Origin of the sequence: Flavobacterium sp. RSB2_4_14, assembly GCF_051547085.1 — a bacterium.
Taxonomy (GTDB): domain Bacteria; phylum Bacteroidota; class Bacteroidia; order Flavobacteriales; family Flavobacteriaceae; genus Flavobacterium.
Window position 1 is genome coordinate 1,175,666 of the sequence record NZ_JBPTTL010000001.1, and the last position, 22,191, is coordinate 1,197,856.

Below are 22,191 nucleotides of genomic sequence, written 5' to 3' on the forward strand. Positions count from 1 at the left end.
CATTTTCGGTTTTGAATACAAAGAGAAATACTATTTTTAAAGTGCTGGCAATAGTTTTTTTGCTGATTGTCATTGTTGTTTTTTTTATGTTTTTCACCTCAAATACTAAATTTGAGAAAGAAGAACTTTATGTTCAAATCCCCACAGGTTCAACTTATGCCGATGTAGAGAAAATTATTTCGCCTTATGTAAAAAGTATGAGCAGCTTTGAATTTATTGCTAATCGTCGTTCGTATCCCGAAAATGTAAAACCGGGAAGATTTTTGCTAAGGAAAGGAATGAGTGCTTTTCAATTGGTAGCAGCCATGCGAAGAAATGTTCCAGTGAAATTGGCTTTTAACAATCAGGAAAGACTAGAAAATCTATGTGAGAGACTGAGTTCGCAAATCGAGCCAGATACCACTAAACTATTGGCAACATTTCGCGATACCGTTTTTTTGAATGCCAATGATTTCACCAAAGACAATGTTTTTGCTATGTTTTTACCAAATACTTATGAAGTATATTGGAATATTTCAGCAGAAAAATTCAGAAATAAAATGTTAGACGAATACAACCGTTTTTGGACTAAAGAGCGAATTTCCAAAGCAGAAGCATTGAATTTAACACCGGTTCAAGTCATTACGTTAGCTTCTATTGTTCATAAGGAAACCGTTAAAAAAAGCGAAAGACCAACTGTTGCTGGAGTTTATCTAAACAGATTAAATCAAGGAATGCCTTTACAAGCTGACCCAACAGTAATTTATGCTTTAAAATTGAGAGACAATAATTTTGACCAAATTATAAAAAGGGTTTTGTATATCGATTTGTTTATCAAGTCGCCATTCAATACGTATCAAAATATTGGATTGCCACCAGGACCAATTGCCATGCCCGATATAGATGCTATTGATGCCGTTTTAACTCCTGAAAAACACAATTATCTATATTTCTGTGCTAGTGTGGAACGATTTGGATATCATGAGTTTGCTTCAACAATAGCGCAGCATAATCTTAATGCCAAAAAATATTCAAGTTGGTTGAATGCTCAAGGCACAAAGCGATAACGGTTGAAAACGAGGCTTTATTTTCTCTTGTTTTTATTTTTCTCTAGTTTTCTTTATTCTCAAAGTTCGCTTGAAAGTTTTTTGAAACCTTCTGACACCTTAAATAAGAAGCGTTTAAATACAGTAATTATTTCAGAAGTAGCCATTGGTTCAGTTGCTCTAATTGGTTTAAATCAATTGTGGTATGCTGATTATCCTCGTTCCAACTTTCATTTTATTAATGACAATGCTGAATGGTTACAAATGGATAAAATGGGGCATGTTTTCTCTTCCTATCAAATTGGAAGTTATGGCGCCGATGTTTTGAAATGGTCTGGAGCAAGCAAAAAAAGTCAATTAATTTATGGGTCAACGTTGGGTTTAGCCTTTTTAACCGCTGTGGAAGTTTTTGATGGTTATTCAGAAAATTGGGGTGCTTCGATGGGTGATGTTGCAGCAAATGTTGCTGGAACGGCTTTGTATGTTTCGCAAGAATTACTTTGGAAAGAGCAACGAATTATTCCAAAATTTTCCTTTCATACCACGCCTTATGCTTCTGCTCGACCAGAAGTTTTGGGAAGTACTATAACAGAGCAAATAGTAAAAGATTATAATGGACAAACGTATTGGTTGTCTGCCAATATTCATTCTTTTGCTAAGACTTCAACAATTCCAAAATGGCTCAATGTTGCTTTTGGTTATGGTGCTGAAGGCATGATTACTGGAGAAGATGCCTTTGTCAACACTATTTTTCTTCCCGAAAGTGAAAGATACCGGCAATTTTATCTAAGTCTTGACGTAGATTTGACAAAAATCGAAACAAAATCACACTTTGTTAAGACAATTTTAACAGTTTTTAATTTTATCAAAATTCCTGCTCCAACGTTTGAAATAAGGAGTAACGGAGGTACAAAGTTTCATTTCATCTATTTTTAAGGTAGTTCAACTACTTGATATTCAATTTTATAAATTTATTTGTATATTTGCACTCGGAAATATCATGTCGGTGACAGCGCTTGAGAAATAAATTTTAATGATAAAAAAAGGAATTTTTTACACATCAATCCTACTAATTGTAGCTTTCATAAGCTCGGGTTTTAAACCCTATAACTCCCAGATCAACAGCGGTTTTCGTGTTGATGAAAACGAAGAACTATTATATGTTTTTCCCTCTCAAAATATCATTGACTATGTAACTTTAAGAGTTCCATTTACAGGAAGGTATTTTATTGGCTATAAGGAAGCCATTGCTCACAAAGAATCACAAGGAAAATACAGAAAAATCAATACTTTAGGGTATATCGGTAAATACCAATTTGGTTTTGAGACTTTAAAATCAATTGGTATTCATGATAGCGTTGGTTTTTTAAACAGTCCAAAGCTTCAAGAAAAAGCTTTTGTTGTTTTGCTTTCTAAAAACAAGTACGAATTACGAAACTACATCAACTATTTTGAGGGCAGAATTGTGGATGGTGTTAAAATAACCGAATCAGGAATTTTAGCTGCAGCACATTTAGGTGGTGTTGGTTCGGTTAAAAAGTTTTTGAATACAGATGGAGAAAGAGCCAAAAAAGACGCTTATGGAACTTCGATTAAAACCTATATTCGTGACTTTGGAGGTTTTGAAACCAAAGGAATCAAAGCGATAAAAAACGCAAAAATCAAGTAATTACATTTTGTGAATAATAAAAATAGTAGGTCGATTGTGTAAATCGACCTTTATTTTTTTCCAATCGGCCACTCGTAACGTTTTTATATATTCTGTTGGTAAAGTAATATCAGTTGCAATACAAAGATGGGTGTTGGGCTGTAATGTTGACAGCAAATCTTCTAATAATTTATTATTTCGGTAAGGCGTTTCAATAAAAATCTGTGATTGATTTTTGGTGTTTGAAAGATTTTCAAAGTTTTTTAAAGCCGCTTTTTTATCTCCTTTGTCAATAGGCAAATAGCCATTGAAAGCAAAACTTTGACCATTCATTCCTGAACCCATCATAGCCATTAAAATGGAAGATGGTCCAACTAACGGGATAACTTGTATCCCTTTTTCATGTGCTATTTTCACAATTACAGCGCCAGGATCAGCAACACCAGGACAACCAGCTTCGCTCATTAAACCGACATTAATGCCATTTAAGCAAGGCGAAATCATAGCATTGTGTTCGGAAATCTCAGTATGTTTATTGAGTATTGAGAGTTTTAAACTCGCTTGAACCTTTTCGGGATTGATTGCTTTAATGAATTTTCGAGCTGTTTTTTCATTTTCTACAATGTAAAAATCTATGAAATCTATGGCTCTTTTTACAGTTTGTGGCAACACATCATGAGGATTCATATCTCCCAAAGTGGTTGGAATTAAGTACAATTTTCCTCTGAGTGTTACGGGTTTCATTTTAAAAGTTTGTTTGTTATTTTCAGAGTCTTTTTGCCCGCTTTTTAAGAATGCTTTTCAATTAATTTTTTGGCAAGAATATCACAAGTTTCATCAAGCATTTCATAAACCATATCAAAGCCATTTTGTAATCCGTAATATGGATCAGGAACATCAACATTTTCCCCTGGAAATAAGTGATTGAGAATCATTTCGACTTTGTTTTTATGAGCTTCACTTTTGGCTAATTGTATCACATCATCATAATTGGAGCTATCCATAACGAAAATATAATCAAAGTAATCAAAGTCGTTTGCTGTAAATTGCCTTCCTTTTTGATTGGTAATATCTAAACCATTTTTTTGGGCTGTGAGTATAGACCGTTGATCTGGTTGTTTGCCAATATGGTAATTTCCGGTTCCAGCGGAGTCTACAATAAATTTGTCTTTTGGGAGTTTTGAAGCCAAAAGTCCTTCCGCTAATGGGGAACGACAAATATTTCCAAGGCAAACCATTAAAATTTTAACGGACATACTAAAGTGTTTCTCTAAGGAGCAAACTTAATCAAAAAAAGCTAATTATAAAGATAGTTTTTTGTGAATGTCTTCTACGAATTTTTTGAATTGTTTGTCTGTTGACACTAAGTTGTCCACAGTTTTACAAGCGTGTAGAACGGTTGCGTGATCTCTATCGCCAATTTGTGAACCTATGTTTGCTAAAGAAGATTTAGTAAACTTTTTTGCAAAAAACATAGCCAACTGTCTTGCTTGAACCACATGACGTTTTCTGGTTTTGGACTGTAGTGTATCAATGTCTAACTGGAAATAATCTGAGACTACCTTTTGGATATAGTCTATTGAGATTTCTCGTTTTACATTTTTTACAAATTTCTCAACTACACTTTTAGCTAAATCGAGAGTGACTTCTTTTTTATTGAATGAAGATTGTGCGATTAAAGAAATGATAGCACCTTCTAATTCTCTAACATTGGATTTGATATTTCTAGCCACATATTCTATAATTTCATCGGGCATTTCAACGCCATCGCGGTATAAAATATTTTTTAAGATAGAAATTCTTGTTTCATAATCAGGTTGGTGTAATTCAGCAGATAATCCCCATTTGAAACGAGACAATAAACGTTGTTCGATGTCTTGCATATCAACAGGAGCTTTGTCTGAAGTTAGAATTACTTGTTTTCCGTTTTGGTGTAAATAATTAAAGATATGGAAGAATACATCTTGTGTTCCTGTTTTTCCTGATAGGAACTGAACATCATCAATAATCAACACATCAATCAATTGATAGAAATGAATAAAATCGTTTCTGTTGTTTTTCTTTACCGAATCAATATATTGTTGTGTAAATACTTCGGCTGAAATATACAATACCGTTTTCTCTGGATATTTATCTTTGATTTCAACGCCAATAGCATGTGCTAAATGCGTTTTTCCTAATCCAACACCGCCAAAAATTAATAATGGGTTGAATGAAGTTCCTCCAGGTTTATTGGCAACTGCCATACCGGCTGAACGCGCTAATCTGTTAGAATCTCCTTCAAGGAAATTATCGAAACTATAATTTGGATTAAGTTGCGACTCGATTTTTAGGTTTCTAATTCCAGGAATCACAAAAGGATTTTTTAGTTCTGGATTCAGATTTTTAAATGGTGCGTCAACATCTTGAGATTTCAAAGGACTTCTATGAGAACTTGGTAATTGTTCAGTATACGGTTGTTTATTGCCATAAGTGTTCTCCATTTTGATTTTATAGAGTAACTTTGCATTTTTTCCGAGTTCTTTGGTTAGTGCTACTTTTAATAATTTTACGTAATGTTCTTCAAGCCACTCATAGAAAAATTTGCTAGGCACTTGAATGTACAATGCGTTATCTGTAAGTTCAACTGACTTAATCGGTTCAAACCAAGTTTTAAAAGCTTGCTCTTGAATATTGTCTTTAATAAACTCAAGACAGTTTTCCCATACCGATTGCGCAGTTTTGCTCATATTTGATTTAAAATTATTATTATTAGTTTAGGTTTTTTTGTAAAAAAGACAACAAAAATTGTCTAGCTTTTCGGGGTAACAAATATGTGAATAAAATTTGTTAAAAAAAATTTTAATGGCATTGATTTTTAAAAAATATTGTCGTAAGGAGAGTAAAAATAATAGATTAAAAGCAAAAATAATAGATGAAAGAACATCAAATAAATGTTAGAGTTCGGTATTCAGAAACCGACCAAATGAGTGTCGTTTATCATGGTAATTACATACCTTATTTCGAGATGGGACGCGTGGAATGGCTTAGAAACAAAGGGATTTCATATAAATCGCTTGAAGAAAATGGAATTGCGCTTCCAATAGTTTACATGACTATAAATTACAAAAAGCCAGCACGTTATGACGACTTACTTACAGTCATTACGAAGTTTAAAAGTCAAACTTCTGTAAAGATTGAATTTGATTGTGAAATTCGCAATGAAAACGATGAGTTATTAACAACTGCACAATTTATATTGGTTTTTGTGGACATGAATTTAGGAAAACCTATTGCGCCACCAAAGTATATTTTAGAAGTCTTAGAGAACTAAAAAAAATTAAAGTTTTTTTATTTCAATTTCAAACATTGCAGCAAAGATGTCGAAAATATTTTCGGCATTTTTTTTTCGTGTAGCCATTTCTATTTGACAATTTTCAGTCAGATTTTGGGAAATAATGTCAAGATTTTTTTCTTTGATGACTCTCATGACTTTATTCATATTCTTATAGTCAAAGTTCACTTGGAAATGGATGTCAATCGTTTTTTCGATAATTTCAGCATTTTCTAATGTCATTTGAGCTGCAGTTTTGTATGCAGTAATCAATCCTCCAACGCCTAATTTTACACCTCCAAAAAAACGAACTATGACCACTAGAATATTGGTTAAACCAAAAGATTGAATTTGTCCATAAATGGGCATTCCTGCTGAATTGCTAGGTTCGCCATCATCATTAGCTCTGAACGTGACTTTTTCGGTGCCTAATTGATATGCGTAACAAAAATGGACAGCGCCATGATGTTGCTTTCTCAGTATTTCCAAATGATTTTTTATTTCTTCTTCAGTTGCAACAGGAAAGGCATAGCCAAAAAACTTACTGTTTTTTTCTTTAAATAAAATTTCTGCAGTTGGATTGACTATTGTTTTATAAGTATCTTTTTCAATCAAAACTTAAAAGGGAAGGTGTTTTTGTTCAAATAATTGCACTACATCTTCTTCGCCAACTTTTAAATTCCACACATGTAAGCCCAAACTTTCTGCTATGTCAGTGTTTGATTTTTTATCATCTACAAATAAGGTTCTTTTGGGAGACAAGTCGTGTTTGCGAATTAAAGTATTGAAAATTTCTGGGTCGGGTTTTCTCATTCCCATTTCATAAGAGTAATACACTTTTTCAAAGCAACGATAAAAATCGCTATAAAAACTCATATCAACTTTGTGTTCAAAGCGGCTAATGTGAATAGAGTCAGTGTTGGTTAATAGAAACAAGCGGTATTTACTAGAAAGCAACTGTAAAAATTCTAATCGGTGTAGCGGAAAATCGCCAATGGAAGCATTCCAAGCTTTTCTAATATCTTCAATACTCGCGTTAGGAATGTATTTTTGAAAAGTTTCAATAAATTGTAATTCTGTAATTTTTCCTTTTTCGAATAAATCATTGTGAGCTAATAAATCCTCATTTGGACCATCTAATCCTAATTTTTTAAACTCCTCGATGGATGCTTCTTTATCTAGGTTGATGAAAACATCGCCAAAATCAAAAATAATAGTGTTAATCATGATTTATAAAAAGTTTAAGTTGGTCTTCTTTAATTTTTTTTGTGTCGAAAATTCCTTTTATCACAGGTGCTTTTATCCCGTTGTTTAGATTTTTATTTCCAATAAATACTCTCGCTTCGTCCCAAAGATTTTCATCTATGAAAGTTTGAATAGTTTGACTTCCTCCTTCAATTAGTATGGATTGAATGTCATTATTATATGAAATATCGCCTATTTTTTTCGAAAGTTTAACATCAAATATACTACTTTCATAAATAAGATTTACACTATTTGTTAAATTTTCTTCTTCAGTTATACTAATTGTTTTTGTCTTTTTGTCTTTAACAAAGTAATCATCGGATATTTTACCTTTTCTGTCAAGAATAATTCTAATTGGATTTTTTCCTGTCCAATCCCGAACATCCAGTTTTGGATTATCTTCAATTACGGTATTTGTTCCCACTAAAATTGCTTGCTCCTCACTACGCCATTTGTGAACTAACTGTCTTGAAAATTCATTGGTAATCCAAACGGGTTCTTTTCTTTCTTTGGTTAATGGTGCGATAAACCCATCACTACTTTCTGCCCATTTCAGGATGATGTAAGGTCGCTTTTTGTTGTGAAAAGTAAAAAAGCGTTTGTTCAATTCGTTGCATTCTTTTTCCAAAATGCCAAGCGTAACATTGATGCCGTTTTCCATCAATCGTTTTATGCCAGTGCCAGCAACTTTACTGTTTGGATCAATAGTGCCCACTACCACATTTGGAATTTTAGAAGCAATAATCATATCGCAACATGGTGGTGTTTTGCCATAATGACTGCAAGGTTCTAAAGAAACATAAATAGTAGCTTTTGAAAGTAACGATTTGTCTTTGACTGAATTTATAGCATTGACTTCGGCATGGGATTCGCCTGCTTTTCGGTGCCAACCTTCACCAATAATTTTGTTGTTATATACAATCACACTGCCTACTAATGGGTTTGGATAGGTTGTTCCCAAACCATTTTTGGCCAATTCAATACAGCGATTTATATATTTTTCATGTATCTTCACCTCACAAAAATAGTTAAATTTGAATAGTGATTTAAGATTAACGATTTAAGATTTTTGAAGTATAATAAATCTAGTCTGAAATCAACATTCGTTAATACTCAATCTAAAATCAATGAAATGATCAGAGAAATTCAAAAGGAAGATAATCAGCAAATTGCAGCCGTAATTCGGGAAGTTTTTATTTCGGATGATTATCCAAAAACAGGAACGGCATTTGCCGATACCCAATTGGATTTTATGTTTGAAGCATATGATAAACCACGTGCTGCCTATTTTGTGATTGAAAATAATGGAAAAATTATAGGTGGAGCAGGAGTGAGCCAATTAGAAAATACTGAGGAGAACATCTGTGAATTGCAGAAAATGTACTTTCTAAAGGAAGCTAGAGGAAAAGGACTAGGATTGCAAATGATTAATAAATGTATAGAAAAGGCATCCGAATTTGGATATTCCTACTGTTATCTTGAAACCTTACCCGAAATGAAGGTAGCTCAAAGTTTATATACCAAAGTAGGTTTTGAATACCTTAGTTCACCTATAGGAAATACTGGTCATACTACTTGTCCGGTTTGGATGATAAAGAAATTATAAATGCTACTTAAAAATTACAAAACCATTTTTCTTCAAGAACTTTCCACATTGTATGATGAAAAGGAAATCGAGAGTTTTTTTTATTTAACGTTAGAAAAATTCCATCAAAAAAAACGAATAGATTTGGCCTTGCATCCCGAAATGGAAATGGACACTTTGCAACGAGAACAATGGGAAAGTGTTTTGTCAGCATTAAAAAAACAAAAACCTATTCAATATATTTTAGGAGAAACGGAGTTTTATGGTTTGCGCTTTTTAGTCAATCCATCGGTATTAATTCCAAGGCCAGAAACCGAAGAATTAGTTGATTTGATTGTTTCCAATTTCAAGTCAAAAGTTTCCAATTCCACATTAAAAATTCTAGATATTGGAACGGGCAGTGGTTGTATTCCTATTGCTTTAAAAAAGAATTTACCCCATGCTGAAGTTTTTGCTATCGATGTTTCGGAAAAAGCATTGGAAACTGCTACTAAGAATGCAGCACTCAATTCAGTTGAAGTCACTTTTCTTTTAAAAAATATACTTGAAACCGAAGATTTAGGACAGCAATTTGATATTATTGTTTCTAATCCGCCTTATGTTAGAAATTTAGAAAAAGCGGAAATAAACCCCAATGTTTTGGAAAATGAACCCCATTTGGCATTGTTTGTAGATGATGACGATGCCTTGCTTTTTTATAGAAAAATAGCTCAGTTAGCTCAGAAGAATCTAAATCCAAATGGACAACTTTATTTTGAAATTAATCAATATTTAGGCAAAGAAACGCTAGAATTAGTAGAAAGTTTTGGATTTAAAAAAGTCATACTTCACAAGGATATATATGGGAATGACAGAATGATTAAATGTACGAGGTAAGAAATACGAAATTAAAAGAAAAAAATAAACTTATGATAAATATGAAAGATAGAACTAAAAAGTTTACAGTTGATTGTTCACTTTTATGTTCAAAGTTACCAAACTCTAGAGAATACAACGCCTATGTTAATCAACTAATAAGATGTTCAAGTTCAGTTGGGGCAAATTATAGATCATCACAAATAGCAAAATCTACTGCTGATTTTATAAACAAATTAAAAATAGTAGAAGAGGAAGCAGATGAGTCTAATTTTTTTATTGAAATTTTATTAGAGATTAATGAAAATGATGAGTTGAAAACAGAAATGCTAAGACTTCTAAAAGAAGGAAATGAAATTTTAGCAATTGTTGTAGCTTCTATCAAAACCGCGAGAAATAACCAAAATAAAAAGTAGTTTTTAATTTTTATACCTCGTATTTTGTACCTCGTACTTCTAACTTTTACTCATATCGCAACGCTTCAATTGGATCAAGTTGTGAGGCTTTGATTGCTGGATATAAGCCAGAAACTAATGCAACTACAAAACTAGTAGCAAAAGCAGCAAAAATCGCTTGCCAAGGAATTACAAAGTCCCAACCTGCTGCCAAGCATATTCCATATCCAATTAATATTCCGAATACAATTCCGAAAAGGCCACCAATTTGGCCAATGGTTAGCGTTTCAATAAAAAATTGAAAGGCAATGGTTCTTTTTGTAGCGCCAAGAGCTTTTCTAACCCCAATTTCTCTTGTTCTTTCGGTTACAGAAACTACCATAATATTCATTAATGCGATAGAAGAACCAAGAATAGTAATGATACCCATTACCCATGCAGAAATACTTAATACGCCTGTAATATTTGCTATTCTGTTTATTAGGTCATCGCTCCTAGAAATGCCAAAATTATTGTCTTCTACTGGGCTTAGTTTTCTCACTTTTCGCATAGTATTGAGTGCATAATCAACAGCATCATCAAGCAATTCTTTTTTTTCAATCATTGTGCTCAAAGAGTAATTGATATTAGGTGCAGAAAACATGGAACGTGCTACTTGTATTGGAATTAAGACGCGTAAATCTTGGCTGTTTCCGAAGGTTGAACCTCGTTCTTTGAGCACACCAACTACTTTGAACTTAGCGCCACGAATAGAGAGCATTTTTCCTATAGGATTGGTGTCTTTAAACAAACCTTTTGAAACAAAATCAGAGCCAATGATGCAGTTATAAACATTATTTGAAATATCAAAACTATTAAAGTTTCTACCTTGAGTGGCCTCAAGACCAGAGTTAGTCATATAATATTCATCAATACCAATAACTGTAATTTCTGGGTCAGTTTTTTTATTTTCATATTTTACTTCAGCATTAGAAGTTGCTATAAACGATAAAGAGGTTTGTGTTAAAGGATAATTGTAGAGTTCTTTGTACCTTTTTGCTTCAATATAGGAAATGATAGGGTTATTTTTTTGAACTTCTAAACTGCTGCTCCTACGGTTTCTGTTTTCATATTGATTAATATTAAAAGTGTTTGAACCCATTGTTGCAAAACTTGAATTCAAACTATTATCAATAGCTGCAACCACAGTTAAAATTCCCACTAATGCAGTAATTCCAATGGCTATAATTATTACTGTCAACACAGTTCGAAGTAATTGAGTTTTTATTGAACCCAACGCTATTTTTACATTTTCTCTAAATAATCCAATCATAACGATAATTTGACACTAAAATACATCATTTGTTACAAGAATATTGGATTGGTTGTGTAAATAATTTTAAAAATAAGATATTTGCAAAGTCAATTACGAATTGTCAATTACGAATAACGGTTAATTACTGTTTTTTTTTTGATAATTCGTAATTCGTAATTCATAACTAATTAAGATGGCACAAAAACCAAGTATTCCAAAAGGTACCAGAGATTTTTCTCCTACAGAAGTTTCAAAGCGTAATTATATTGTTTCAATTATGCGAAATCATTTTGAGAAATTTGGTTATCAACCTATAGAAACACCATCCTTTGAAAATTCTGAAACCCTGATGGGAAAATACGGAGAAGAAGGCGATCGTTTGATTTTTAAGATATTGAATTCAGGAGATTATTTGGATAAAGTTTCACCAGAGGAATTAACTACCATAAACTATAAAAAGCTTACTGGAAAGATATCTGAAAAAGCGTTGCGTTATGACTTAACGGTACCTTTTGCACGTTATGTAGTCCAACACCAAAGCGAGATAGAATTTCCTTTCAAGCGTTACCAAATACAACCCGTTTGGAGAGCAGACCGACCGCAAAAAGGGCGTTTCAGAGAGTTTTATCAATGCGATGCTGATGTTGTTGGGTCAACGTCTTTATGGCAAGAAGTAGAATTGGTACAATTGTATGATTCTGTTTTTTCGGACTTAGGTTTGAATGGTGTTACTATCAAAATCAATAATCGAAAAATTCTTTCGGGTATTGCTGAGGTAATTGGCGCTTCGGATAAATTGATTGATTTTACTGTGGCATTGGATAAATTGGACAAAATAGGTGAGGAAGGCGTGAAGAACGAAATGTTAGAAAAAGGTATTTCGGAAAGTGCGATTTTAAAAGTGCAACCTTTGTTTACGTTTTCGGGAACTATCCATGAAAAATTAGAAAAACTTACCGCTTTACTTTCTACTTCGGAAGAAGGAAAAAAAGGAATTGAAGAGTTACGCTTTGTGTGTGATAACGTTACAAAATTAGGGTTGCAAAAAGCTATTTTAGATTTGGATGTGACATTGGCAAGAGGATTAAATTATTATACGGGTGCTATTTTTGAAGTAGCAGCGCCAGCCACAGTTTCGATGGGTTCCATAGGTGGTGGCGGACGATATGATGATTTGACTGGGATTTTTGGTTTGAAAAACATGAGTGGTGTTGGGATTTCTTTTGGACTGGATAGAATTTATCTCGTGCTCGAGGAGCTAAATTTATTTCCGCAAACCGTAACGTCTTCTACGAAAGTATTGTTTTTAAACTTCGGCGAAAGCCAAAATTTTGAAGCGATGAAAGCTGTAACCCATTTGCGTGAGCAAAATATTAAAGCCGAAATGTATCCCGACAATGCCAAGATTGACAAACAGTTTAAGCATGCTGAACGTCGCGGAATTTTGTTTGTGGTAAAAGAGATAGCGGGCAATACCTTCATGCTGAAAGATATTCAAACGGGAGTGCAACTCTCGGTAGACATAAATACACTTATTGAAAAATTAGTTTAAGATTATTGTACATTTAGTACAAGCAGTTAAAAATGGTTTCTATATATAGGGTACGCTCAGACCCATATATGCGAAACCATTTCTATATATATAGTACGCCCAGAGTATAGTATCCCCAAAGCTTCGGATATATATAGTACGCCCAGAGGATAGTATCCTGAACGTTTCAGATATATATAGTACGCACAGAACCTATAAGTTAAAATAAAAATCCCCGCCGAGTGGCAGGGAATTTATTCTTGTGCTTACAAAAAGCGCTAGTTAGTGTCAAATAATCAGCTGAACAAGATATTATTTTACAAGTATTTTTTTGGTAACATCACCTTTATCGGTGATTACTTTAACAATATAAGCACCAGTGCTCACATTAATAACAGGCAATTCAATTTTTGTTTGTGTTGGATTTTCAATATCCCAAGTCGTTATTCTTTGCCCAACAAGATTGAAAAGCATTACGGATTTAATTTCAACACTTAGCAATTCATTTTTGATAGTAATGATATTATCTGATTGAGAATGGATGATTCCAATTTCATTTTGTATCTCATTATCATTTGTTCCCAATGAAGTTGAGGTTGTAAAGCGAAGAGAAAATCTATTTTCAGTCACACCAGCTGGCAAATTGATTTCAAAATCTTGCGATTTTATGCTGTGGTATTGATTGTTTTGATTGTCATAAATATAGATTTCTTGGTCATCATTAAAATTCTCTTTGTTATCGATACCGAATTTCACGTTTCCAGCCGTAGCATTTTTAACACCTAATGGGTAAACATTATTTACATTAAAATAACCGTCTCCTTGTATGTTCAATTTGTTTGTGCCTTGCATGAAATACATATCATTTGTTAAAGTCTCAATGCTCAATCCATCATATCCTTCATCATAACCGGCAGTTGCATTTTGATCCATAAATCCTAACAATATTTGTCTGTGGTAATTGTTAGTTGAGGTATATCCTAATCTCAATTTCATGAACTCTTCTGTTACAAAGCTGTCATTAGCATTATTGTTAGCTGCAGTTGAGGAAACAGTAGGGTTACTATTTCTAAACAAAGTATATGAACTTGAGTTATCTTCTTTCACAAATAGTCTTTGACCATTGTTAAAAGTAATTGTTCCTCCAGTTGGTGTACCTGTTACAAAGAAACCTTGTCCTACTGGGATAAATCTTTTTGGCGTTTTACTACTTGCACCCAAACCACTTATTCCTACTGGAGCTACTGGAGCTGTTCCACCTACTTTTGTGTAAGTTGCATAACCACCTTGATATTCCACTGTGTTGTGCGAAGTATTGGTGTCAAAATGTTCCCAGAAAAACAATGTACCTTTTATACTAGCGGCATTGTCATCAATAAATTGGTCAGCATCTATGGCAGAAGCATATGGATTACCACAAAGGTTTAAGTTGTTAGCAGAAACAGGTGATGTGATTGTTCCGTTATTTGGTTTACCTACAAAAGTATAGTTTTGATTTGGCGTTGCAGCACCACTTCCTTTCATAGTAAACCCTTGACCTGCTAATAGTGTACCGTTTTGTCCCACTGATGCCCAGTTTGCATAGCTGTTATTTAAATTTTGGAATTTGAATATCCAATAGCTACTCAATGTAATTGGGCTAGTTGGTGCACCATTGATACCACTTGTCCAAGTGATGTTTTGTGGTGTAGTAGTGGTACCATCTTTCATTACTCCATTCACCGTAAATCCATGATTAATAGAAGTATTGTTGATTGAACTTACAGGCGATGACCAGTAGTTATAGTTAAATCTATTAGGATCTCCTTCTTGGTCTCTTTCAATAAATCCAGCACTTGTTACATCTAAATCGCTGTTAGCAGTTTGTACCAATTGTGATTTACCTACTAAGTCAATTTTTCCATCCAATTCTAAATACCAATCGTTTTGTATTTTTGTATCGTTTGTCATATTCACTGTAACTCCTGCATCTACAAACATTGCTAAATCGGTATTATTAGCCGTTTCAGTAATATTGTGTTTTACTTGGATAATAGAAGCATCATAGTCAATAACATCCATACCTCTGATGTCTTTGGTTACATCATTTACTGCGGTAGCAAATGATCCTGCTCTTACAGTTGTAAATGGCATTGGCGCTTGTTGCACATTGATTACTTTATGATTATACAACTTCATTCCAGTTCCAGTATCTATTGATGGAGTTGTTAAATCATCAACAATATCATCTTTATAAGTATCCATTCTGTAATATTTCAATACGTTTGCAAATGGAAGTGAACCAATGTCTTTAGGTACAATAGCACCTCTTACTTGCGACGCAGTATTTTGAATTTCTTGGTATACCATTCTTTGAACTTGATCTGTTGTTAGAGCAACATTAAATACTCTTACCTCATCAATTTTTCCTCTGAAATACTGAGTATTTGAAACAGCGTTTTTACCTAAAGTTAATCTTGATGCATCTGCATTGATAGGTCCAGCGGTCAATGCTTGCGAAGCAACTACTTTTCCATTTAAATACAGTGTTAAATTTCCATTAGCATAAGTAGCCGCAACATGATACCATTGAGCAGTATTTAAAGGTGTTCCAAAAGATAATATTGTTCCGTTAGCAACAGCTTGTAATATTTTAGAACCAGTAACTCTAATATGAAATCTATTTTGTCCTACTACAACACCAATTCCGTTGTATGCACTATTTAGGTCAATCCACGCCATTAAAGAAGCATTAGTTAAACCTCCAAGTATTGAAGAGTCTTCAGCATAATCATTTCTACCATCAAAATCTAAGAACAGTTTTCTGTCTATATCTCTTGGTGAACCTTTTACAACATCATTTGTATCAAAAACATTTAAGATACCATCTCTGTCTGTGTCTCCTGTTCCGTCAATTATACCGTCATTATTAACATCAAAACTTGCATATAAACCAGTTTGTATATCATTGATACCATCATCATTAGAGTCTAACTGTAAATAATCTGGCGTACCATTACCATCAGAGTCTTGAGCATACGCTCTTGTTGTTGTTCCGAAAGTAGATGAGTTATCGTATAAGTTTAATAATCCATCACCTTCTGTATCTAATCCGTCACCTTTTCCATCACCAGTAATATCTCCATCACCATTGAATAATCCTGCTTCATCCACATCAAATAATGTGTCGTTATCACTATCAAGATCTAAATAATTTGGAGTTCCATCACCATCAGTATCAGGTAATGAATATGTACCTCCAGAAATCATTGCGTCAATATAATCATTAAGTCCGTTTGTGTTGGCATCAACCCATGTCACAGCAGCACTTCTATCCATAGTTGATAAGCCATTACTATAGGCTTTAAATCCTGCTTCTTCAACATCTGAAATACCATCATTTTCATCATCAACATCTAATAAGTCAGCTATTCCATCACCATCAGAGTCAATACAGTTTTGGTTGATGATAATTTGTACATCATCAATAAAATTACCATATGATAAACCACCTACTGATGATACAGCAACAAATGCTAAAACAATACTGGTTTGTCCAACTGGAATGTTATAAGTCCCTGAATACGATCCCCAAGATGTATTTCCATCGATCATAATCGCCACAGGACTTGAACTTTGAGCTAAAGCTAAAGTTTCTCCAAATCGTACATCGGCTCTATCTGTTCCTGATCTACCTCTGTGTTTAATTGCCCAGTTGATAGTTCCACCTGCACCATTTAAACAAAATGATTGATACAATGTTCCTGCCACATTAGCATTTAATTCGGCAAATTGATTTCCAGCTGCTGCTGGCACTCCATTAAAACCAGTACTCCAAATTTCAATAAAAGCTTCTGCACTATTTGTCCATCCAGGTACGTTGGCATCAGGAGCAATACTATAACTAGTAGGTGCTATTACAGGTGTTTCAAAACCACCATTTACAAAAGGGTCACTAATACAAGTTCCACATTCTATGGTGTCAATAATTCCATCATTATCATCATCTTGATCTAAATTATTTTCTACTCCATCACCGTCGTTGTCTAATAAACCTGTCCCTTGAATAACGAAAGTATATGGGTTTTCATCGCTATCGTTATTTACAATATTAATTTGAGCAACTCTTGTAAAAACCCCACTAGGATTGAAAGTTACTGAAAAAGTTGTACTATCTCCAGCTCCAATTACAAGGGTGCTTGGATTAGCTGAAATGCTGAATTCTGAAGCATTAAGTCCTGTAATTGTTGGGTTAGAGATTGTTAAGGCAAGCGAACCTGTATTTCTTATAGAAAAAGTACGAGTTACAGTCGCCAAATTTATATCGGCTGGACCAAAATCTGTTCCATCTGAAACTGAAGGTACAGCATCTCCATTTGAAATGGATAAACTAAGTCCTTCTACATCAATTTCTCTTGGAGTACCAGTTCCTTGAATGTTAAAATTATATGGATTTTCATTACTGTCATTATTATCAATATTGATTGTAGCTGTTCTGACTCCAGTGGTAGTTGGTGTGAAGGTTACTACAAAAGTAGTACTACTGAAAGCAGCTACTGTTGCACTTGGGAAAGTAGTAACCGTGAACTCAGAAGCATTAGCTCCAGTAATTGTTATAGTTCCAACAGTTAATGCGATATTTCCAAAATTGAATATTGTATAAGTTCTTGTAGCAGATGTTGAACCGAAATCTGTCCAGTCTGAAAGAGAAGGAGTTACGTCACCATCAACAATTGAAGTTGCATTTCCTTGTACATCTATTTCAGGTATTATCCCAAATCCTTGTATGGCAAAATTATACGGATTTTCAGTATTATCGTTATTTACAATATTAATTGTAGCCGTTCTTGAATTGATAGCACTAGGCGAAAATGTTACTGTAAATGTAGTAGTTCCATATGCAGCTATTGTTGCACTTGGTGGAGTAGTAATTGTAAAGTCACCTGCATTTGTACCTGTTATAGTAATTGCACCAATAGATAAAGCAATATTCCCTAGATTACGGATAGTAAAAGTTCTAGTTCCTGCAACGTTACTAAAATCTGTCCAATCTGCCGTGCTTGGGGTAGTATCACCATCCAGAATTGAAATCGCGTTTCCTTGAATATCAATTTCTTGTTCAACACCAGTACCTTGTATGTCAAAAGTAAATGGGTTTTCGTCGGTATCATTGTTTGAAAGTGTAATAGTAGCTGTTCTTACTCCAACGGCTGTTGGTGCAAAAGTTACAGTGAATGTGGTACTAGAACCAACTGCAACTATAGCGCTTGGAGCACTAGTAACACTAAATTCACTTGCATTTGTACCAGAAATAGAAATTGTACCAATCGTTAGTAATGCACTACCTGTATTGCGAATAGTGAAAGTTCTACTTATGTTTGTTGATCCAAAATCTGTCCAATCTGTTAAGGAAGGAGTTATATCTCCGCTAACAATAGAAGTCGCATTTCCTAAAACATCTATTTCACCATAATTAACAGTTGCTACCACTGCCGTTCTCGTACCTGTGGTACAACCATTATTGGTAGCATCCACATAAAAAGTAGTAGTAGTTGAAATAACAGGTGTAGTAAAAGATGTTCCAGTGCCTAAGCTAGCACCACCAGTAGCAGCAGCATACCAGTTTATAGTACCTGCACTTGCCGTTGCTCCAAGGTTTACTGTTCCAGCACCCGTTCTTGAACCAGGAGTTGTACCTGTGATTGTTGGAACTGGAGTAACGGTAAAAGTACCAGTAGCCGTTGTTAGAGGTCCACAACCACCTGTCAAAGTAACAGTATAATTAAATGTTCCTAAACCAGTAGGAGCACCCGAAATGGTTACTGCATTAGCAGCCCAGTTTCCAGTAACACCAGCAGGTAATCCAGAGAAAGTAGCTCCAGTAGCCGAAACAGTAGTATAGGTAATATTTGTTATAGGTGTATTAATACATATATTTTGGTTGTTCGTTCCAACTGCAGAAGTTAAAGTAATAGAATTATTAGCATTAACAGTAATAGTTCCAGTTACTGTTGTTAGAGGACAACCACCAGTGGTAGTAACCGTATAGTTAAATATTCCAGAAACAGTTGGTGTACCACTAATAGTGGCAACATTACTTGCCCAAGAACCAGTTACACCAGCTGGTAATCCAGAGAATGTAGCACCAGTTGCACCAGTTGTATTATATCTTATTTGAGTAATAGCAGTACTAATACACATTGTTTGGTTATCCGTTCCAGCAGCAGAAGCTAAAGTTATAGTATTATTTGGTGTAACAGTAATGGTTCCACTAGTAGTTACAGTTCCACAACCACCCGTTAAAGTAACCGTGTAAGGAAAAGAACCAGAAGCTGTTGGCGTTCCGCTTATCGTAACTAGATTAGCGGCCCAGTTTCCAGTTACACCAGCAGGTAATCCAGTGATTGTTGCTCCAGTAGCTCCAGTAGTTGCTAAAGTGATATTTGTAATTGATGAATTATTACAAGTTGTTCTGTTAACTCCCGCAGCAATGTTATTTAAAGGTGTAACCGTAATTGTTCCTGTTGTTGTTGCAGGAAGACAACCACCTGTTGTAGTAACTGTATAGTTAAATGTTCCAGAAGCAGTAGGTGTTCCCGAAATAGTAGCCACATTAGCCGACCATGAACCCGTTACACCAGCAGGTAATCCAGTGAATGTTACGCTAGTTGCTCCAGTTGTTGCTAAAGTGATACTTGTAATTGCTGTATTAACACAATTTGTTCTATTACTTCCAGCTGCAATCGTGTTTAAAGGGTTTACTGTAATTGTTCCTGTTGCTGTTACTGGAGCACAACCACCTGTGGTGGTAACCGTATAGTTGAATATTCCAGAAACAGTAGGTGTTCCTATAATATTAACTTGATTAGCTGCCCAAGAACCATTAACACCCGCTGGTAAACCAGTAACTGTAGCACCAGTAGCACCAGTTGTATTATATCTTATTTGAGTAATAACAGTACTAATACATCTTGTTTGGTTATCTGTTCCAGCCGCAGAAGCTAAAGTTATGGTGTTATTAGTAACAGTAATTGTTCCACCAGTAGTTATAGTTCCACAACCACCTGTTGTGGTAACCGTGTAGTTAAAAGTACCCGAAGCAGTTGGCGTTCCCGAAATAGTAGCCACATTAGCCGCCCACGAACCTGTAACACCAGCAGGTAATCCTGTGAATGTTGCTCCAGTGGCTCCAGTTGTTGCTAAAGTGATGCTTGTGATTGCCGTATTTACACAAGTTGTTCTGTTAACTCCAGCAGCAATGGTATTTAAAGGAGTAACTGTAATTGTTCCTGTTGTTGTTGCAGGAAGACAACCACCCGTAGTTGTAACGGTGTAGTTAAAAGTACCAGAAGCGGTTGGCGTACCTGAAATAGTAGCCATATTCGCCGCCCATGAACCTGTAACACCAGCAGGTAATCCTGTGAATGTTGCTCCAGTTGCTCCGGTTGTTGCTAAAGTTATCGAAGTGATTGCTGAGTTGATACAAGTTGTTATGTTACTTCCAGCTGCAATCGTATTTAAAGGATTAACCGTAATTGTTCCAGTAGTTGTAGCTGGAGGACAACCACCAGTCGTTGTAACAGTATAATTGAATGTACCAGAAGCAGTTGGAGTTCCGCTTATAGTAACTTGATTAGTTGCCCAAGTTCCAGTAACACCAGCAGGTAAACCCGTTACAGTAGCACCAGTTGCACCTGTTGTTGCTAAAGTGATGCTTGTAACAGCAGTATTAATACAAGTTGTTCTGTTAATTCCAGCAGCAATGGTATTTAAAGGTGTAACCGTAATTGTTCCTGTTGCTGTTACTGGAGCACATCCTCCTAAAGTTGTAACCGTATAGTTGAATGTTCCAGCTACAGTTGGTGTACCCGAAATAGTAGCCATATTAGCAGCCCATGAACCTGAAATACCAGTTGGTAATCCAGAGAAAGTTGCACCAGTAGCACCTGTCGTTGCTAAATTGATAGTTGAGATTGCATTATTAATACAAGCTGTTCTGTTAATTCCTGATGCAATGGTATTTGATGTTGAAACGATTATTGTTCCTGTTGCAGTTGAAGTTCCACAACCACCTGTTAAAGTAATAGTGTAATTATAAGTTCCGATAAGAGAAGGTGTCCCTGAAATTGTAACTACATTTCCAGCCCATGAACCCGAAACACCAGCAGGTAATCCTGAAATTGTAGCACCAGTGGCACCAGCTGTATTATATGTGATTGTAGTTATTGCTGAACCCACACATCTAGTTTGGTTATCGGTCCCAATTGCTGAGGTTAATGAGATACTGTTACTTGTATTAATTATTACACTTGCAGTATTATTTGAACTTACAGAATTTGAACATACTGTTCCCGATGCTAGATTGGTAATTGTTATATTGGTAGTTCCAATATTTAATATAGGAGTTGTAAATGTTCCAGTACCTGGTGTTCCTACAGTAAAATTCATCGTAGCAGTAACTCCTGTTGCTGAAGTTGCTCCAGACAGGTTATACGTTACAGTATAAGTTCCTGTTGGTATTGAAGTTGAACTTAAAGTTACATCAGAAGTTGATGTGCCACAAAATGGACCCGTTGCTGTAGTGGCTGAGGTAAGAGAATAAGTTGGGCAAGTCCAAGTTATTCTTACTTGACCATGACCACCATCACCACCCTTTCTAGAAGCAGCATCGTCACTTCCACCACCACCACCACCAGGAGGATTTCCATTACTTCCATCTGAAGAATTTGAGCCATTTCCGCCAGTTCCACCACCTACACCTGCAGCTGTACCTCCATTTCCACCACCGCTGTTGCTTCCTGCAGCTCCAGTTGCACCTGTGATAAAGGCATTATTTCCAAATGCAGTTCCACCATTGTTTGGTGAAGTATTAGAGTTATTTACTCCTGCACCACCGCCATTAGCTAATGCTCCGTTTCCAAAATTTGTTGGAGGAGTCATTGAAGATGCGATAGCTTTAAACCAAGAAACAGTTCCTGCTGTTGGAACAACTGTACTGTTTGCAGGACCACCTGTTCCCTTTGTCCCTACGGTATAATAATAGGTACTACCAGGAGTTACGGTATGTATTCCTCTAGCATAGGCACCGCCACCGCCGCCAGAACCACCATTAGAATTAGTATTGTTACTGCTTCCACCACCACCACCTGCACCCCAGGCTTCAACAGTAATTGTTGTTACACCAGCTGGTATAACAACAGAACCTAAACCAGGTGTTGTGAATGTTTGTGATGTTTGGGTATATCCGAAATTAATTACTAGTAAAAGTGTAATTAATGATATACATTTTTTTTCATTTAACTTAAGTAATAAATTTTTCAT

Annotated in this window: 16 protein-coding genes; 8 read left to right on the forward strand and 8 right to left on the reverse strand. The window is 35.1% G+C overall.

Annotation, left to right across the window (positions count from 1 at the left end):
- The first annotated feature begins 11 nt into the window (after positions 1-11).
- The 3 genes from mltG to ACSVH2_RS05325 all read left to right on the forward strand — a co-directional run bounded on the left by mltG (position 12) and on the right by ACSVH2_RS05325 (position 2,694).
- On the forward strand, positions 12-1,046 hold the full coding sequence (gene mltG, locus ACSVH2_RS05315) for an endolytic transglycosylase MltG (protein ID WP_438092107.1): 1,035 nt from the start codon (positions 12-14) through the stop codon (positions 1,044-1,046).
- 27 nt (positions 1,047-1,073) lie between these two features.
- A complete protein-coding gene (locus ACSVH2_RS05320) occupies positions 1,074-1,961 on the forward strand; it encodes a DUF2279 domain-containing protein (protein ID WP_438092265.1) in 888 nt (295 codons plus the stop codon).
- Between the two features lie 97 nt (positions 1,962-2,058).
- The gene (locus tag ACSVH2_RS05325; protein WP_438092108.1) at positions 2,059-2,694 is read left to right on the forward strand and encodes a peptidoglycan-binding protein LysM; all 636 of its coding nucleotides are present in this window, start codon (positions 2,059-2,061) and stop codon (positions 2,692-2,694) included.
- On the opposite strand, the gene ACSVH2_RS05330 is transcribed toward ACSVH2_RS05325, so the two are convergent.
- The 3 genes from ACSVH2_RS05330 to dnaA are packed head-to-tail and all read right to left on the reverse strand — an operon-like array spanning position 2,695 to position 5,402.
- Positions 2,695-3,417 (reverse strand): SAM-dependent methyltransferase, encoded by a 723-nt coding sequence (locus ACSVH2_RS05330; RefSeq protein WP_438092109.1) that lies wholly within the window; start codon positions 3,415-3,417, stop codon positions 2,695-2,697.
- 44 nt (positions 3,418-3,461) lie between these two features.
- Entirely contained in the window at positions 3,462-3,929 is a 468-nt protein-coding gene (locus ACSVH2_RS05335; protein WP_438092110.1) for a low molecular weight protein-tyrosine-phosphatase, read from the reverse strand.
- A 45-nt stretch (positions 3,930-3,974) separates the two neighbouring features.
- A complete protein-coding gene (gene dnaA / locus ACSVH2_RS05340; protein ID WP_438092111.1) occupies positions 3,975-5,402 on the reverse strand; it encodes a chromosomal replication initiator protein DnaA in 1,428 nt (475 codons plus the stop codon).
- A gap of 185 nt (positions 5,403-5,587) precedes the next feature.
- Between dnaA and ACSVH2_RS05345 the strand changes: the two genes are divergently transcribed.
- The gene (locus ACSVH2_RS05345; RefSeq protein WP_438092112.1) at positions 5,588-5,986 is read left to right on the forward strand and encodes an acyl-CoA thioesterase; all 399 of its coding nucleotides are present in this window, start codon (positions 5,588-5,590) and stop codon (positions 5,984-5,986) included.
- A 6-nt stretch (positions 5,987-5,992) separates the two neighbouring features.
- Here ACSVH2_RS05345 and ACSVH2_RS05350 read toward each other — a convergent pair whose 3' ends face one another.
- From ACSVH2_RS05350 to ribD, 3 genes are read right to left on the reverse strand one after another with little or no spacing between them, the layout of a single operon-like run.
- Positions 5,993-6,601, reverse strand: a complete 609-nt coding sequence (locus tag ACSVH2_RS05350) for an IMPACT family protein (protein ID WP_438092113.1) — start codon at positions 6,599-6,601, stop codon at positions 5,993-5,995.
- 3 nt (positions 6,602-6,604) lie between these two features.
- Positions 6,605-7,213 (reverse strand): HAD family hydrolase, encoded by a 609-nt coding sequence (locus tag ACSVH2_RS05355; protein ID WP_438092114.1) that lies wholly within the window; start codon positions 7,211-7,213, stop codon positions 6,605-6,607.
- Positions 7,206-8,246: a bifunctional diaminohydroxyphosphoribosylaminopyrimidine deaminase/5-amino-6-(5-phosphoribosylamino)uracil reductase RibD gene (gene ribD, locus ACSVH2_RS05360; RefSeq protein ID WP_438092115.1), complete on the reverse strand. Its 1,041-nt coding sequence runs from the start codon at positions 8,244-8,246 to the stop codon at positions 7,206-7,208. Before ribD ends, ACSVH2_RS05355 begins: the two co-directional genes overlap by 8 nt.
- A 117-nt stretch (positions 8,247-8,363) precedes the next feature.
- On the opposite strand from ribD, the gene ACSVH2_RS05365 reads away from it, so the two are divergent.
- Genes ACSVH2_RS05365 through ACSVH2_RS05375 form a run of 3 tightly spaced genes read left to right on the forward strand, consistent with a single transcriptional unit; the run spans position 8,364 to position 10,087 of the window.
- Entirely contained in the window at positions 8,364-8,837 is a 474-nt protein-coding gene (locus ACSVH2_RS05365; protein WP_438092116.1) for a GNAT family N-acetyltransferase, read from the forward strand.
- Positions 8,838-9,692, forward strand: a complete 855-nt coding sequence (prmC, locus tag ACSVH2_RS05370) for a peptide chain release factor N(5)-glutamine methyltransferase (RefSeq protein ID WP_438092117.1) — start codon at positions 8,838-8,840, stop codon at positions 9,690-9,692.
- A 41-nt stretch (positions 9,693-9,733) separates the two neighbouring features.
- Entirely contained in the window at positions 9,734-10,087 is a 354-nt protein-coding gene (locus tag ACSVH2_RS05375; protein ID WP_438092118.1) for a four helix bundle protein, read from the forward strand.
- Between the two features lie 46 nt (positions 10,088-10,133).
- Here ACSVH2_RS05375 and ACSVH2_RS05380 read toward each other — a convergent pair whose 3' ends face one another.
- Entirely contained in the window at positions 10,134-11,378 is a 1,245-nt protein-coding gene (locus ACSVH2_RS05380) for an ABC transporter permease (RefSeq protein WP_438092119.1), read from the reverse strand.
- 175 nt (positions 11,379-11,553) lie between these two features.
- Here ACSVH2_RS05380 and hisS point away from each other — a divergent pair, with 175 nt between their 5' ends.
- A complete protein-coding gene (hisS, locus tag ACSVH2_RS05385) occupies positions 11,554-12,912 on the forward strand; it encodes a histidine--tRNA ligase (RefSeq protein WP_438092120.1) in 1,359 nt (452 codons plus the stop codon).
- A 291-nt stretch (positions 12,913-13,203) separates the two neighbouring features.
- On the opposite strand, the gene ACSVH2_RS05390 is transcribed toward hisS, so the two are convergent.
- Positions 13,204-22,191: a choice-of-anchor D domain-containing protein gene (locus ACSVH2_RS05390; protein WP_438092121.1), complete on the reverse strand. Its 8,988-nt coding sequence runs from the start codon at positions 22,189-22,191 to the stop codon at positions 13,204-13,206.

Bases quoted from the DNA above. Each gene is read 5' to 3' on its own strand.
- ACSVH2_RS05355 (WP_438092114.1), bottom strand. From the start codon at position 7,213: ATGATTAACACTATTATTTTTGATTTTGGCGATGTTTTCATCAACCTA.
- ACSVH2_RS05365 (WP_438092116.1), top strand. From the start codon at position 8,364: ATGATCAGAGAAATTCAAAAGGAAGATAATCAGCAAATTGCAGCCGTA.
- ACSVH2_RS05375 (WP_438092118.1), top strand. From the start codon at position 9,734: ATGAAAGATAGAACTAAAAAGTTTACAGTTGATTGTTCACTTTTATGT.
- ACSVH2_RS05325 (WP_438092108.1), top strand. From the start codon at position 2,059: ATGATAAAAAAAGGAATTTTTTACACATCAATCCTACTAATTGTAGCT.
- ACSVH2_RS05380 (WP_438092119.1), bottom strand. From the start codon at position 11,378: ATGATTGGATTATTTAGAGAAAATGTAAAAATAGCGTTGGGTTCAATA.
- dnaA (WP_438092111.1), bottom strand. From the start codon at position 5,402: ATGAGCAAAACTGCGCAATCGGTATGGGAAAACTGTCTTGAGTTTATT.
- ACSVH2_RS05345 (WP_438092112.1), top strand. From the start codon at position 5,588: ATGAAAGAACATCAAATAAATGTTAGAGTTCGGTATTCAGAAACCGAC.
- prmC (WP_438092117.1), top strand. From the start codon at position 8,838: ATGCTACTTAAAAATTACAAAACCATTTTTCTTCAAGAACTTTCCACA.
- ACSVH2_RS05335 (WP_438092110.1), bottom strand. From the start codon at position 3,929: ATGTCCGTTAAAATTTTAATGGTTTGCCTTGGAAATATTTGTCGTTCC.
- ACSVH2_RS05330 (WP_438092109.1), bottom strand. From the start codon at position 3,417: ATGAAACCCGTAACACTCAGAGGAAAATTGTACTTAATTCCAACCACT.
- hisS (WP_438092120.1), top strand. From the start codon at position 11,554: ATGGCACAAAAACCAAGTATTCCAAAAGGTACCAGAGATTTTTCTCCT.
- ACSVH2_RS05390 (WP_438092121.1), bottom strand. From the start codon at position 22,191: ATGAAAAATTTATTACTTAAGTTAAATGAAAAAAAATGTATATCATTA.